Source organism: Nitrospirae bacterium CG2_30_53_67, assembly GCA_001873285.1.
Taxonomy (GTDB): Bacteria; CG2-30-53-67; CG2-30-53-67; order CG2-30-53-67; family CG2-30-53-67; genus CG2-30-53-67.
This window is the reverse complement of the sequence record MNYV01000045.1, coordinates 1-13,602: the sequence shown is the minus strand read 5'-3', so window position 1 is coordinate 13,602 and position 13,602 is coordinate 1. Positions and strand designations below refer to the sequence as shown.

The following is a 13,602-nucleotide window of genomic DNA, read 5'->3' as shown; positions in this document are numbered from 1 at the left end:
TAAGACCTTGCCGATGCAACTTCAACAAAACCACACGGCAACTCATCTCCCTAAGTTTCCCGTTCGGTCCCCGCCAGTCGAGCCATTCGCATACCCGAAGAGAAAGCGCTCGACGGGAAATCGTCGGCTCAGATTCCACCGTCGCCTCTATTCTCCAGATGATTTCGTCCGAAAAATCTTGACCGCAAGCCCGCATGCCGGTAAACTACCATACCGGCACCCCCTGTGTCCAGCAAAAAATGTGGGACATGGTCAGCCTCCCACAAGGGGCGAGGGAACTGCCAGTGGGCTTCCCCTCCCTTGATGGGAGGGGACTCCGGGGAGGGTGTTTTTTAACCGATTGCGATCAGGCCCCTTTGAGGGGCCAGCAATCGCAATACCTCCGGCTTTGCCGGAGGATATTTATTTAGTTATTTACCATTCTCCAAAGCCGGAGTCAAGCATCCCGTTTCCTTTGGGTCTGCGACAAATTTATGGGTACACATCAGGGTTACATATGTTTGTCATTGTCCGGTCCCCCGATCGGGCCTGTCCTCTGACCCTCCGATCAAGGCGGAGGGCAAGCTTGATCGGGGGATCGGAGGACAGGCTTAACCGGACAATCCATTCTTTTATTGTCTGGATTCCCCGATCCAGTCGGGGAATGACGCTCTTAGAGAAATATTTACCCATAAATTTGTCGCACACCCGTTTCCTTTCCCAAGTTTTCCAGGAAAATGAACGAACGGATCTCACGTCCAAGCAAATGGAGGAAATAACGGTGCAGAAGCCATTTGAGTCCGGTATTCAACCTTCTCTGCAGCCGGACACGATCCATTTTCGTAAGATCCATGGCCGATGCCTGTTTCCAGAAAAAAAGGATCCCTTCCGGTACGGGATCGGTTTCTGCTGCACGCCCTCGGCAGGAAGAGCAGACAAGCCCGCCGTCTTTGATGGAAAACCCAAAATGCCCTTTCGAGCTTCCGCAAAAAACACAGGCATCCATCCTCGGTGAGAATCCGATCAGGCTGAGGAACTTGATCTCAAAGATCCTGAGGACGGCATCAGGGTCGCGAGTGGCGGACATCCCTTCCATGCTCCGGACCAAAAGCTTAAAGACCTCCGTTGCTGACTCCCTTTCCGGGATCAATCCCATGATCAGTTCGGCCATATACTGGCAGGAAGCGGACCGGATCAGGTCCTCCCGGATCCGTTGAAAAGACTTCAGGATATCGAAGTGATTGATGGAAACCAGGTTCTTACCCTGCCGGTCAAAATAGATGAGTCTCCCGTAGGTCAGCATTTCAAGGGCGGCTCCGAAGCGGCTTCGTATTCTTTTTGCCCCCCTGACCAATCCTGAGATCCTGCCGTAATCCGGCGTAAGGAAGGTCATGATCTGGTCGGATTCCCGGTAGTCAATCTTACGGAGCACAACAGCTTCGGTGGAATAAAGCGGCATACCCTATATACCTCTACGCTGAAAATAACTCCACTTAATTAATTTCGGTTCTTCTCCCATTTAATTATGCAATGATATATCAAATCCCATTTCCTTCAGCATACCGGAATGGTCCCGCCAACCCTTACGTACCTTGACCCAGAGTTTAAGATAGACCCTGGAATTCAAGAGCCCCTCGATCTCCGGACGAACCATGACGCCGATCTCCTTGAGCCTCTTCCCGTGCTTCCCGATGAGAATCCCTTTCTGAGACTCCTTCTCTATGTAGATGACAGCCTCCACATCAACCAGATCCGCCCCTTCCCTCTTTCTCACGGCCTCAACAACCACGGCTGCAGCATAAGGGATCTCCTTTTGCGTCTGCTGGATGATCTTTTCCCGGATCATTTCCGAAATCATAAACCTCTCGGAGAGATCGGTTAAATTTTCCTCAGGGTAGTAGCGCGGCCCCTCAGGGAGAAATGAAGGGATCAGAACCTCAAGATCGGGAACGCCCTCCCCGGTCAAGGCCGAAACAGGGATGACCTCTTTAAATGTCAGGAGACTGCCGTACTCCCGGATCAGGGGAAGAAGGTTTTCGGGTCTGATGGTGTCTATCTTGTTGATAATCAGGATGACCGGTGTTTTGACCTTTTCCAGCTTATGGCATATCCACTGATCCTCCTCATTGACTTCTAAGACAGGTTCCACTAAAAACAAAATCAGATCCGCGTCCTCAAGGGCTGAAAGGGCGGCCTTCAGCATGATCTCGTTCAGCCGGTGTTTTACAGTATGGATACCGGGCGTGTCCAGGAAGAGGGCCTGAAAACGTTCGGTGGTTTTGATCCCCAGGATCCTGTTGCGGGTCGTCTGGGGTTTCTCCGTCACAATGGAGAGTTTCTCACCCAGCATACGGTTCATCAGGGTCGACTTCCCCACGTTAGGACGACCGATCAAGGCCGCATACCCGGACCTATAAACTCCGGAATCCGACATGAAAAACCTCGCCTTGTGCCATTTTCTTTAAATTCACCGAATCATGGAAGATAGAGTTTTCGATACTCGTCCATGGCAAACTTGTCCGTCATCCCTGCGATATGATCCGAGATCAGCCTGAGGAAGACCGGATCATCCTGAAGTTTATGAATCTTTCGTCCCACCTCCTTCAGGGGGATGTCTCGAAGATAGGCCTCACGCCTGCCATGGGCATACCTCAGGAGGACCCAGTCCTGGAGCTGTCTGGGGTTATTATAATAGGCCTTGTAAAGATTCCGGATGAAATGGATCGCCCGGCCGTCCATGATGTTCACCTCATAGCTGTTGATAATCTCCCGGTAGACAAACTCCTTGAGTTCCTGAAAAAGCCCCTTGCCCTTGCGGGAAAATTCAATCAGGTCTGACGGAAAATCATTCAGCCGCTGATAGAACTGCTCGGAAGAGATGATCCCTTCCCGGCTCCCCCACTCCTTGATCTTTTTTGCTGAATTCACAAGAATATCGGTCAGTAGGACATGAATGGTCCCCCGCACGAGCATATTCTGCTTGAGAAACCGGCTGCGGGTTGCATGATAGTCGGGATGAATTTTCCGGATCATTTCCTTCATGATCCTGAGCCGCTCGATTTTCTCGAGATCGACCAGACCGGCGCGGAGACCATCCTCCATATCGTGGGCCTGCTGGGCGACCTCGTCGGCGATGGAGACTACCTGTGCCTCTAAAAACAGAGGGCCCTTCACGCTGAATTTTTTCGACTCGAAGGCCTGATACGTCATATCATCAGGCAGAGAGGTGTGCCTTAATATGCCGATACGCGTTTCATCGGTGAGGTTCAGTCCATCCTCCTCATACCGCTTCTCCAGGAGGTCGACGACCCGAAGGCTCTGACAATTATGTTTGAATCCGCCCGGATTCCCCAAGGTCATGAAATCAAGAAGCCCGTCCAGATCATCCTGGCCGGACATGATCCCATGCAGGACCTCTTCCCCGATATGTCCGAAGGGTGTATGCCCGAGGTCGTGCCCGAGGGCAATCGCCTCCGCAAGGTCCTCATTGAGGGAGAGGGCGCGGCAGAGTGTCCGAGCCATCTGGGAGACCTCCAGGGTATGGGTCAACCGTGTTCTCTGGTGATCCCCCTCGGTGGCCACAAAAACCTGCGTCTTATGTTTTAATCTGCGGAATGCCCTGGAATGAAGGATCCGGTCGCGGTCCCGTTGGAACTCCGTCCGGTAATCGTGTATCCTTCCTTCCGACCTGATATTGCGCTGTCTCGTGGCATAAAAGCTCTTTATGGCATAAGGAGCCAACCTCTGGTCCTCAAACGCTTCGAGATCATGCTTAGTACAGAAGTTTTGTGACGATACGCGTTCCTTTGAACTCACGATTTCCCCTTTTTACAAATACGGCGCCATACCGATGCGGACGACGGAAATCCATCCTGTCATCCCCCGCCCCACCCTGCCCGCCCCGTGAAGCTACGCGGGACCGCGGGGGAAGTCCGGAACTTCCTGGTGTAACGGGGTCATCATCGGCCCCTATTCTATCAGAACGAATGACTAAAAGAAAGGATTCCAGGAATTCCTTTGAAAGATGCTTATTTTGATATGTTTTAAAAGAGTTTGCGAATATCACATAAATGCTTGAAGATTCCCGCATTGATTGTTATAATTTATATAAAGTAAAATAATGGTTTGAAATATCATTTAAAAGCCTTGTTTTACTCCATTTAATAAAAAATGACTTATTCCGACCATCATGAATAATAGGGCCATCCCGTGCTCTTAACGGAGGTTTTGTGGCTGCGCGACTCATGCGGATGATCCTGGGTGTTCTGATCCTGATCAGCCAGTTTCTTGATCCGTCCACCCGTTGGCTTTCATGGGGGATTGCCGCCCTCTTGCTTTTCGAGGGGGTCACAAACATCAGAATTTTGGAACCCATCCTGATCCGGATGGGAGCCGGCCGGTCATCGCCTCATGATTCCAGACCTTAAGACTGGTCAGCGATATCCGGCCATAAAACATTTTGAGGCAGATCATGGCTGAAAGACTCTTCCGTATCATGGCAGGACTGGTCCTTGCGGCCGGACTATATTTTAGTGAGCCGCTCTGGTGGGTCCCCTGGTTTGTCGGAATCATGCTGACATTTGCGGGCGTGACGAACATCTGCCTGATTATTTTATTTTTAAACAGAATCGGAATTAAATAATTTCCAAGACGCCGTTTTCGTACTTCTGGTTGCCCGGACATGGAACTTAACACCAAGAATCCGCTTTGCACCCCCTACAGCGAGCCAGGACCCCACTGGAGTACGAGTATCCTGACTAAAATGACCGGGGTCGTTTTGTGGACCCTGATGCTGCTGATGTTCGTCCTGGCCCTTTTCATCATCCATCAGCAGACCCTGAAATTGAAAACCGAATGTTTGTCGCAAGGGGAGAGGAGTATTCACCATATCTTCGAGAGATACGGCGCCTTCCTCAAGTTCGAAGAACACATGAACCAGCTTCTTGAAAACACCCCCCCTTCCTCAGCGGAAGGACCCGGATCATCCACCAATCAAAGAAAAATACTATCCCTTATAGAACAGTCGAGAACAAACCTTGAACAGAACATCCTGTCGGATGAGACCGAGGAAGGGATCACGGCTGTCGGCCTGCTCACTGCGCAGGGAACATTTCTTTCAGACAGGGGAACACCTGATATCTCGGCTCTTCTGCAAAAAAAATGCAAAGAAGCCATGAAAACAGGGGCCATCTCATCGGCTGTTTCTTTTCAGGAATACGACCGTATCTTGACCCTCCTTCGGCCTGTTCCAACCCGTCAGGGTACGCCGGCCGCTGTCATCGCCGTGGCCATTTCAAAGGATCTTCTGAACGATAAAATCAACGTGATGCGCAAAAACGTCTTCCTGATGATTACCCTGGTCGTCATTTTCCTCAGCTTCCCTATCATTCACTTCCTGCAGAAATGGGTGGTACAGCCTATTCGGGATATTACGGACGCCTCAAAAGAGATATCGGACGGATTATTCGAAAAAAAGATCCCGGTTCATTCAAAAGACGAGATCGGACTCCTGGCCATGAACTTCAACAGGATGGCATCCTCCCTGAATTACCGTGACAAGCGGTTATTGAAAAGTTTTGAGCAGATCCGGAATCTCAAGGATTACTATAACTCGATCATCTCAAACGCCCCTGCGGGGATCATGACCGTGGATCAGGATGGAGCGGTGGCTTTCGGGAATTTCGCACTCTGCGAGATGCTGCAGGACGAAACCGCGCACTCAAAGAACGGAACATGGAAACTCGGGGAGATCAAGGCCCTCCGGAAGACGAGGATCCATGAAATGATTCAGGAAATCCTGTCCGGCAGGGTGGTTGAGGAGGAAAGGTTGATCGTCTCCCTGCCGGCCGGTGAAAATAAAATCTTCTCCATAAAAGGCGTCCCGCTTCTGAACGAACATCAGGGCATTCAGGGCTCCCTGCTTATTTTTGCAGACATCACGAAACGAGTCGAACTGGAAGACCGCCTCAAGGAGACCAACCAGATTCTGGAAAGAACGGTGCAGGACCGGACCCAGGAAATCCTCCGCACCAACGAGAATCTGAGAAAGACCATCGAGGACCTTCACCGCGCCAACAGGGATCTGCTTCATACCAGCGATGCCTTGAAGATATCCAACGAAGAGAACATCAAGGCCAACCGGATGAAGACTGAATTCCTGGCGAGCATCAGTCATGAGCTGAGAACGCCCCTGAATGCCGTCATCGGATTCTCGGACGTCATCCTGATGGGAATCGACGGACCGGTCAATGACCAACAGAAAGAAGACCTGAAATCCATCGCCCGAAGCGGCAGGCATCTTCTCCATCTGATCAATGACCTCCTGGACCTCTCCAGGATTGAAACCGGCAAGGTCTCCTTGAACAGGAAAAACATAGACGCCCATCTTCTTCTTGAAGAGCTGCATCCCGTTGCGAAAAGTCTGATTGCAGACAAACCCATCATTTTTCGGACCGACGTGGAAGAGGGGATCAGCTCCTTCCATTCGGACAAGGACAAGATCCTCCAGATCCTCCTCAACCTCATTTCAAATGCCGTAAAATTTACACACAGAGGCGAGATCTCCATCTCTGTCTCGAGAGGCTTCCCTGAAAATCATGCATCCGAAGCGTTCCTGCAATTCACCGTGTCGGACACCGGAGTCGGAATCAGGGAAGAGGAGATCCGGAACATCTTCAATGAATTTACGCAGATCGACCGGTCATCGAGAAACCTTGAGGGTTCGGGCCTGGGATTGAGCATCACCAGGAAGCTTGTGGAGTTGTGCGGAGGGAAGATTTGGGTTGACCCGCAATATCGAGAAGGGAGCCGTTTTCATTTCACTTTACCCCTATCCTCGATCTATGCCGGAACAACCGAAACCGTATGAAATTTATTTCTAAGAGGTAAAAAGCCTATGCCTTACAAGATCCTCTATGTAGAAGACAACATCGAGAACAAAAAACTGATCCGCAGGATTCTCGAGGCCAACCATTACATCGTGGTTGAAGCCGATGACGGGCTGAGTTCCATCCGTGCCGCACAGGAGGAAAAACCCGATCTGGTCCTCATGGACATCGGGATTCCAGGCATCAACGGGTATGAGGCCGCCACGCTGATCAAGGCTATTCCGGAACTCAATCAGATCCCCGTGATCGCCCTGACGGCAAGGGTCATGGAAGGAGACAGGGAACGATCCCTGGCCGCCGGATGCGACGGTTACATCTCCAAGCCCATAGACGTCCGCAAATTTCCCGAACTCATCCTCTCTTTTCTCCACGGCAAGAGGGAACATGTATCCGCCGCCGAAGAGCCCCACTACCTCAAAGAGTACAGCCGGAAACTGGTTCAGCACCTTGAAAAGAAGATTATGGAACTGAGGGACAAGAACCTAAAGCTTGAGAAACATGCTCAGGAGATACAGGAAATCTGCCTGTACGTGATCAGCTCATTGACCAAGGCCATCGAAGAAAAAGACCCTTATACGGCAGGCCACTCCGAACGGGTCACCCGGTACGCCATTCGAATCGCTGAAGAGATGGCTCTTCAAGAAAAGGAGATCCAGATTCTCAAGAGGGCCTCCATGCTGCACGACATCGGGAAACTCGTCATCGATCTCGCCTACCTGAATAAAGAAGAGCCGCTGACGCCTGAGGAATGGGCCTGCATATCACGCCACCCCACCATTGCCGCGAGCATTCTCTCCCCCATCAAGTTCCTTGAGCGTGAAGTTGAAATCATCCGCCACCACAGCGAACGCTGGGACGGCAAGGGATACCCGGACGGACTCAAGGGGGAGGAGATTGATGACTTAACCGGCATCCTGATCCTTGCCGACAGTTTTGATGCCATGACATCGGATCGCTGCTACAAGAGGAAAAAAACCTTCGAAGAAGCCGTCGAGGAGATCAGGAAATGCAGCGGGACCCATTTCAATCCCAAAATTGCCGGCATTTTTTTAAAACTCGTCCGAAAAGAGAAAGAGATTTTCATGCCCGGAGTCATAGCATTAGAACCCATTTTAAATCACCCATAAGGAGTCCAATCGCCATCTTATGACGGCACAGTAACCGGTCCTATCCCTTTTCAGCCGGCTCAGACGGTTCCCATGGAGGATTCCGACCTCCGATGTTCCCGCCTCCTCTCCCCTCCCCTCCGATCCAAAAGTTTCCGCTGGGGCGAGTAGTATCCGCCGACGGCATAAGTCCTTCTTTCGATCCCGCTTCTCCGGTCGACTCCGCTCCTTCGATCCAGACCGATTCGTTTTTCTCTCATAGAGCCCCCCTCACCCAAGGAATCGAAGACCCTTGATGAACATTCTTGACATCACTGCCCGGCCCATGGATCATAGAATCCGGTCCTCACCTTTTCAAAATACCATATATTTTTGAAGTGTCAAGACGGAAACAGAATAAGAATAGACAAAACATTGTTTTTGCAGTATAAAGATGGCGAATGGTTCAGACAAGGAGTCCTGCATGAAGCGTTTATTTCTCTTTGTTCTTTTCCTGGTTTCAGGGGTTTCAGGCTTTCTCTTGTCCGGCTCCGCCTCTGATCAGCAAGCCTATCGGATCGAGATTGACGGCGTCATCAATCCGGTCTCCATGGATTTCATCCTTAAATCCATTAAAACGGCCGAATCCGATCAGGCGGAGTGCCTCATTATCCAACTGGACACGCCAGGAGGGCTTGCGGAATCCATGCAGAAGATCGTCAAAGGGATTCTCACCTCCAAGGTCCCCGTGATCGTCTATGTGGCTCCAAACGGCGGACGCGCCGCGTCCGCCGGAGTCTTCATCACCCTTGCCGCGCATGTGGCCGCTATGTCCCCGGGGACCCGCATCGGGGCCGCCCATCCGGTTAATATCGGGGGTCAAGCCATGGATGAGGAAATGGCCAGAAAGATTGCGAACGACTTCGCCGCCAATATCCGTTCCATTGCAAAAGAACGGGGGCGCAACCAGGAATGGGCCGAAAAAGCGGTACGGGAGAGTGTCTCCATCACGGCGGATGAGGCGCTCAAGCTCAAGGTCGTGGACCTGATCGCAAAGGACCTGAATGACCTCCTTGAACAGACCGACGGCCGGAAGGTCATGGTGGACGGCAAAGAGGTCGCCCTGCAGACCAGGGGGATCCCGGTCAAAGAACTCCCCAAAGGGATCCGTTACCGTATCCTGGACACCATCACCAACCCGAATGTAGCCTACATCCTCATGATCCTCGGATTCTACGGGCTCTTTTTCGAACTCACGAGCCCGGGGGCCGTTCTACCCGGGGTGGTGGGAGGGATCTGCCTGATCCTGGCGTTCTATGCCTTCCAGTCCCTGCCGATCAATTATGCAGGACTTCTCCTGATTATTTTTGCCATTATCCTTTTTATCGCCGAAATCAAGGTGGTGAGCCACGGGATTCTCTCCATCGGCGGGGTCATCTCCATGGTCCTGGGTTCCTTCCTCCTGATCGAATCACCGGAACCCTACCTCAGGATCTCCAAAGCAGTCATCTACCCCACGGTCGCGGTCACGGCCCTGTTTTTCCTTTGGGTCGTCGGCATGGCCGTAGGGATTCATGGCAAAAAAAGGGCCTCCGGTCCTGAGGGTCTCATCGGGCTGACGGGCAAGGCTGAAACCGATATTGACCCGGAGGGATCCGTCTTCCTTCACAGTGAAATATGGAGAGCCAGGAGCGGAACGAAGATTGAGAAAGGAGAGGATGTGGAAGTCACCGGCATGCAAGGGCTCGTCCTGATTGTCAAGCGCAAGGTACGCTAAACCATAAAAGGAGAACCGTTATGATACAAATTCTACCTATTCTTATATTAGTGATCTTTTTCCTTTCCTCCGCCATCAAGGTGATCCGGGAGTATGACAGGGCCGTGGTCTTCAGGCTGGGACGTTTTCTCTCGGTCAAGGGTCCGGGCCTCATTATCCTGATCCCGATCATCGACCGGATGGTCAAGGTTTCCCTCCGGACCGTGGCCATGGATATCGACCCCCAGGACGTCATTACTAAGGACAACGTCTCTATTAAAGTGAATGCCGTTCTTTATTTCCGCGTAATCCAGTCGGAAAAAGCGATCATCGAAGTAGAGGACTTCCTCTATGCCACCTCCCAGCTTGCCCAGACCACGCTCCGCAGCATCCTGGGACAGGCCGAACTGGATGAGATCCTCTCTGCGAGGGACAAGATCAACCATGAACTTCAGCAGGTCATCGACAAACAGACCGACTCCTGGGGAATCAAGGTCTCCCTGGTGGAGGTCAAGCACATTGATCTTCCCCAGGAGATGCAGCGGGCCATGGCCAAACAGGCCGAGGCGGAGCGGGAGAGGCGTTCCAAGGTCATCCACGCGGAAGGCGAGTACCAGGCTGCAACCAAGCTGGCCGAGGCATCCAAGATCATCGAAGTTCATCCCATGGCCCTGCAGCTTCGCTACCTGCAGACCCTGAGCGAGATCGCATCGGAGAACAACTCCACGATCCTGTTTCCGCTCCCCATCGATCTGTTCACACCATTTTTGAACAAGGGGATGGGTAAGTTAGGCGAGAGTCCAGGCAAATAAACGGAAGATCAAGGGTCTTTTCATATTTTTCAGGTATGAATAAACTAATTTTTTATGGAGTCTGCCTATGCAGAAAAATAAGATCCTCCTGGTGGAAGATTCTGAAATCATTCTCAATATCTACAAGACAAAACTGGTCACTGAAAAGTATGATGTGGTCACCGCCAGAAACGGGATGGAAGCCATCAAGGCCGTATCCGATCATCAGTTCGATCTGATCCTTCTTGACCTCATGATGCCTGTTGTGGACGGGTTCAAGGTCCTGCAGGTTGTGAAGAGCAACCCCAAAACCGCAAAGGTCCCGATCATCGTCTTCTCGGCCAAGGGACAGCCCGAAGAGATTGAAAAGGCCATGAAGCTCGGCGCTGAGGACTACTTGATCAAATCCGTGACCAAGCCGAACGACGTCCTGGAAAAGATCCGCAAGATGCTCAGCTCTCATGTCGAGTATAAAAATGTAAAAAGCTACAGGCTCGCCATCCAGGATGAGTCGGGGGACGCCTCATGCCTCTCCTCGGATTTCAGGCTGAACCTGTTCAAGTGCAGGATATGCGGAACCCAGATGTACCTCGATATGATCCCGGACTACTCCCACGAAGAGCCATGGTTCACCTGCCATTTTGTATGTCCCGGCTGCCATAGCGGCCAACCTTAATTCAGCAGGGACTCTCGGCTTTCATAGGCGGGAAGTTTTTGCTGCATTAAATTGTGATTCAATTGTGACGCATATCACAATCTTTCCGTCCTGACGCGCGATAATAAATCAGACGATTGATCCATGCTCATGATTGATTGCATTCAACACCCCATGACGCCAGGCCATCATCATGGATGAACAGAAACATCTATCCGTCTGCCCGCACGACTGTCCGGACTGTTGCAGCCTCCTGGTCACGGTACAACAAGGACGCGTGGTCTCGGTAGACGGGAACCCGGAACATCCCTATACCCGGGGATTCATCTGCGGGAAGATGCATTACCTTCCCGAGAGGATCTATTCCCCCCTCCGCATCAAGACCCCTCTTAAACGTATAGGCAAAAAAGGGGAAGGCGCCTTCCAGCCGATCTCCTGGGAAGAGGCCCTCAATGAGATCTTTGAGCGGTTCACCGGCATCATCCGAAGGTTCGGCGCAGAGGCCGTCCTCCCCTTTTCCTACGGAGGGACCCTGGGGCTGATCAACCGCAATGCCGGCCATGCCTTTTTTCACCGTCTCGGCGCAAGCCGTCTCATGCGGACCATCTGTTCCACCACGGCCGAAGCCGGCTGGGACTATACCATAGGCCGGGGGATCAGCCATGATCCCGAGTGCATGGTGGATTCGGACCTCATCCTCCTCTGGGGGATCAACGCGGCCTCCACCAACGTGCATATCCTCCCGCTGATCAAAGAAGCAAGACACAAGGGGGCAACCCTCATCGTCATCGATCCCTACCGAAATAAAACGGCAAAAATCGCAGACATCCACATCCGCCTGAAACCAGGGACCGACACGGCCCTGGCCCTGGGGATCATGCATCTTCTAACCCGGAACCGATGGATCGACAAGGACTACATCGAGAGATGGACCTACGGATTTGACCGGCTCGAAAAAAAGCTGGAGTCATACCCGCCGGAACGGGTCTCGGAGATCACCGGCGTCCCTGAAGAGCATATCAAGGACCTTGCGCGAAGGTACGCTCATGCCAAAGCCCCCTTCATCCGTCTGGGCATGGGGATGTCCAGACAGAGCGGCGGCGGCATGGCCGTACGGACCGTGGCGTGCCTCCCTGCTCTGGTGGGCGCCTTTGAAAAACGCGGGGGCGGGATCACCCTGATGACCGGCTCCTTCTTCGAGCTGAACATGGAGGCGGTGGTGGGGGAATCCCTGCTCGGAGACAGGAATCCCCGCACGATCAACATGATCTCCCTGGGCCGTGCGTTGACGGATTTGGACGACCCTCCGGTCCAGGGTCTTTTTGTCTATCATTCCAACCCGGCCGCGGTGGTCCCCAACCAGGGCCTTGTGGTCAAAGGGCTTATGAGGGAGGACCTCTTCACGGTGGTCCACGAACAGATGCATACCGATACCGTGGATTATGCCGACATCGTGCTCCCGGCCACCACGTCGCTGGAACATGCCGACCTCTACAAAAGCTATGGCCAGTGTTACCTGCAGTGGGCCGAACCCGTCATCCCCCCTGTGGGAGAGGCAAAGTCCAACCACGAACTCTTCTCTCTTTTGTCCCAAAGATTCGGCTTTGATGATCCCTTCTTCCGGAGAAGCGAAGATCAGATTGCGGAGGGTCTTCTTGAGCCGGAATCCCCTTTCCGAGAGGGGATTGATTTGCAGACATTGAAACAAAAACGCTTTGTCCGTCTGAACGTGGAGAGGTTCGGGAACCCCTTTAGAAACGGGTTTTTCACGCCATCCGGAAAACTGGAGTTCTATTCGGAGAGGATGAAACAGCACGGCCTCCCGCCGCTCCCCGAATATGCGCCCCCGGCCGAGGTCTCAGAAGACCCTTCACTTCTGAAACGTTACCCGCTGACCCTCATGACGCCCCCGGCGCACAACTTTTTGAACACCAGCTTCGGTTCACTCCCATCGATCCGTTCACTGGAAAAGCATCCCACCCTCATAATCCATCCTAAGGATGCGCTTCCTCGGGAGATCCAAAACGGTGAAGAGGTCCGGGTATTCAATGACAGGGGGGAATGCCGGCTCACGGCACTCGTGTCCGAAGAGACTCAGCCCGGGGTGGTGGTTGCTGAATCCATCTGGCGGCCAAGGGACATGTACAATCACTGCGGGATCAATGGCCTGACCTCGGAGCGTGAAGCGGACATGGGTCACGGACCGACCTTTCACTTCAGCCTGGTCCAGGTGGAAAAATAAGATGAACCAAAAATAAGAAGACTATTCTGCAAGGGTATATGCCTTCCACTCCACGCTGGGGAGATGAAAATCCATGAGGAAATTCATGAGATCGGGTCGGGCAAAATAAAGAGGCCTGTCTTTTGCCTCCTCGGCCACCAGGACCACGGGCAGACCCTGGAATAGGGGGAGAAGAGACTGCATGGTCTTTATGGCATCCTCCCTGTT

At 52.5% G+C, this 13,602-nt stretch carries 13 protein-coding genes; 7 read left to right on the top strand and 6 right to left on the bottom strand.

What is annotated here, in order from left to right; genetic code table 11:
* Window positions 1-471: 471 nt before the first annotated feature.
* Genes AUK29_02660 through AUK29_02645 form a run of 4 tightly spaced genes read right to left on the bottom strand, consistent with a single transcriptional unit; the run spans window position 472 to window position 3,720 of the window.
* Window positions 472-672, bottom strand: coding sequence for a hypothetical protein (locus AUK29_02660; protein OIP65506.1), 201 nt, complete (start codon window positions 670-672; stop codon window positions 472-474).
* A complete protein-coding gene (locus tag AUK29_02655) occupies window positions 665-1,438 on the bottom strand; it encodes a DNA repair protein RecO (protein ID OIP65505.1) in 774 nt (257 codons plus the stop codon). The genes AUK29_02660 and AUK29_02655 overlap by 8 nt, the downstream gene beginning before the upstream one ends.
* Window positions 1,439-1,498: 60 nt before the next feature.
* On the bottom strand, window positions 1,499-2,413 hold the full coding sequence (locus tag AUK29_02650; GenBank protein ID OIP65504.1) for a GTPase Era: 915 nt from the start codon (window positions 2,411-2,413) through the stop codon (window positions 1,499-1,501).
* Between the two features lie 41 nt (window positions 2,414-2,454).
* Window positions 2,455-3,720, bottom strand: a complete 1,266-nt coding sequence (locus AUK29_02645) for a hypothetical protein (protein ID OIP65503.1) — start codon at window positions 3,718-3,720, stop codon at window positions 2,455-2,457.
* Between the two features lie 503 nt (window positions 3,721-4,223).
* Between AUK29_02645 and AUK29_02640 the strand changes: the two genes are divergently transcribed.
* From AUK29_02640 to AUK29_02630, 3 genes are all read left to right on the top strand, one after another.
* Complete coding sequence (locus AUK29_02640; protein ID OIP65502.1) at window positions 4,224-4,406, top strand: hypothetical protein; 183 nt, start codon at window positions 4,224-4,226, stop codon at window positions 4,404-4,406.
* A 335-nt stretch (window positions 4,407-4,741) separates the two neighbouring features.
* On the top strand, window positions 4,742-6,847 hold the full coding sequence (locus AUK29_02635; GenBank protein ID OIP65501.1) for a hypothetical protein: 2,106 nt from the start codon (window positions 4,742-4,744) through the stop codon (window positions 6,845-6,847).
* 27 nt (window positions 6,848-6,874) lie between these two features.
* Window positions 6,875-7,993 (top strand): hypothetical protein, encoded by a 1,119-nt coding sequence (locus AUK29_02630; protein OIP65500.1) that lies wholly within the window; start codon window positions 6,875-6,877, stop codon window positions 7,991-7,993.
* Window positions 7,994-8,052: 59 nt separating this feature from the next.
* On the opposite strand, the gene AUK29_02625 is transcribed toward AUK29_02630, so the two are convergent.
* Window positions 8,053-8,232 carry a hypothetical protein gene (locus AUK29_02625; GenBank protein OIP65499.1) on the bottom strand — a complete coding sequence of 60 codons (180 nt, stop codon included), beginning with the start codon at window positions 8,230-8,232 and terminating at the stop codon, window positions 8,053-8,055.
* Between the two features lie 203 nt (window positions 8,233-8,435).
* Between AUK29_02625 and AUK29_02620 the strand changes: the two genes are divergently transcribed.
* The 4 genes from AUK29_02620 (at window position 8,436) to AUK29_02605 (ending at window position 13,395) form a co-directional block, all read left to right on the top strand.
* A complete protein-coding gene (locus tag AUK29_02620; protein ID OIP65498.1) occupies window positions 8,436-9,728 on the top strand; it encodes a serine protease in 1,293 nt (430 codons plus the stop codon).
* A gap of 20 nt (window positions 9,729-9,748) precedes the next feature.
* Window positions 9,749-10,519 (top strand): hypothetical protein, encoded by a 771-nt coding sequence (locus tag AUK29_02615; GenBank protein ID OIP65497.1) that lies wholly within the window; start codon window positions 9,749-9,751, stop codon window positions 10,517-10,519.
* A 67-nt stretch (window positions 10,520-10,586) separates the two neighbouring features.
* Window positions 10,587-11,174 carry a hypothetical protein gene (locus AUK29_02610; protein OIP65496.1) on the top strand — a complete coding sequence of 196 codons (588 nt, stop codon included), beginning with the start codon at window positions 10,587-10,589 and terminating at the stop codon, window positions 11,172-11,174.
* A gap of 172 nt (window positions 11,175-11,346) precedes the next feature.
* Window positions 11,347-13,395 (top strand): hypothetical protein, encoded by a 2,049-nt coding sequence (locus AUK29_02605; protein OIP65495.1) that lies wholly within the window; start codon window positions 11,347-11,349, stop codon window positions 13,393-13,395.
* Between the two features lie 21 nt (window positions 13,396-13,416).
* Here the strand turns inward: AUK29_02605 and AUK29_02600 are convergent.
* On the bottom strand, window positions 13,417-13,602 hold a 186-nt coding region (locus AUK29_02600; protein OIP65494.1), incomplete at its 5' end, for a hypothetical protein.

Excerpts from the sequence above, each read along its gene's own strand:
- AUK29_02660 (OIP65506.1), bottom strand. The coding sequence starts at position 672 with ATGGGTAAATATTTCTCTAAGAGCGTCATTCCCCGACTGGATCGGGGA.
- AUK29_02655 (OIP65505.1), bottom strand. The coding sequence starts at position 1,438 with ATGCCGCTTTATTCCACCGAAGCTGTTGTGCTCCGTAAGATTGACTAC.
- AUK29_02650 (OIP65504.1), bottom strand. The coding sequence starts at position 2,413 with ATGTCGGATTCCGGAGTTTATAGGTCCGGGTATGCGGCCTTGATCGGT.
- AUK29_02640 (OIP65502.1), top strand. The coding sequence starts at position 4,224 with ATGCGGATGATCCTGGGTGTTCTGATCCTGATCAGCCAGTTTCTTGAT.
- AUK29_02635 (OIP65501.1), top strand. The coding sequence starts at position 4,742 with ATGACCGGGGTCGTTTTGTGGACCCTGATGCTGCTGATGTTCGTCCTG.
- AUK29_02630 (OIP65500.1), top strand. The coding sequence starts at position 6,875 with ATGCCTTACAAGATCCTCTATGTAGAAGACAACATCGAGAACAAAAAA.
- AUK29_02625 (OIP65499.1), bottom strand. The coding sequence starts at position 8,232 with ATGAGAGAAAAACGAATCGGTCTGGATCGAAGGAGCGGAGTCGACCGG.
- AUK29_02620 (OIP65498.1), top strand. The coding sequence starts at position 8,436 with ATGAAGCGTTTATTTCTCTTTGTTCTTTTCCTGGTTTCAGGGGTTTCA.
- AUK29_02615 (OIP65497.1), top strand. The coding sequence starts at position 9,749 with ATGATACAAATTCTACCTATTCTTATATTAGTGATCTTTTTCCTTTCC.
- AUK29_02610 (OIP65496.1), top strand. The coding sequence starts at position 10,587 with ATGCAGAAAAATAAGATCCTCCTGGTGGAAGATTCTGAAATCATTCTC.
- AUK29_02605 (OIP65495.1), top strand. The coding sequence starts at position 11,347 with ATGGATGAACAGAAACATCTATCCGTCTGCCCGCACGACTGTCCGGAC.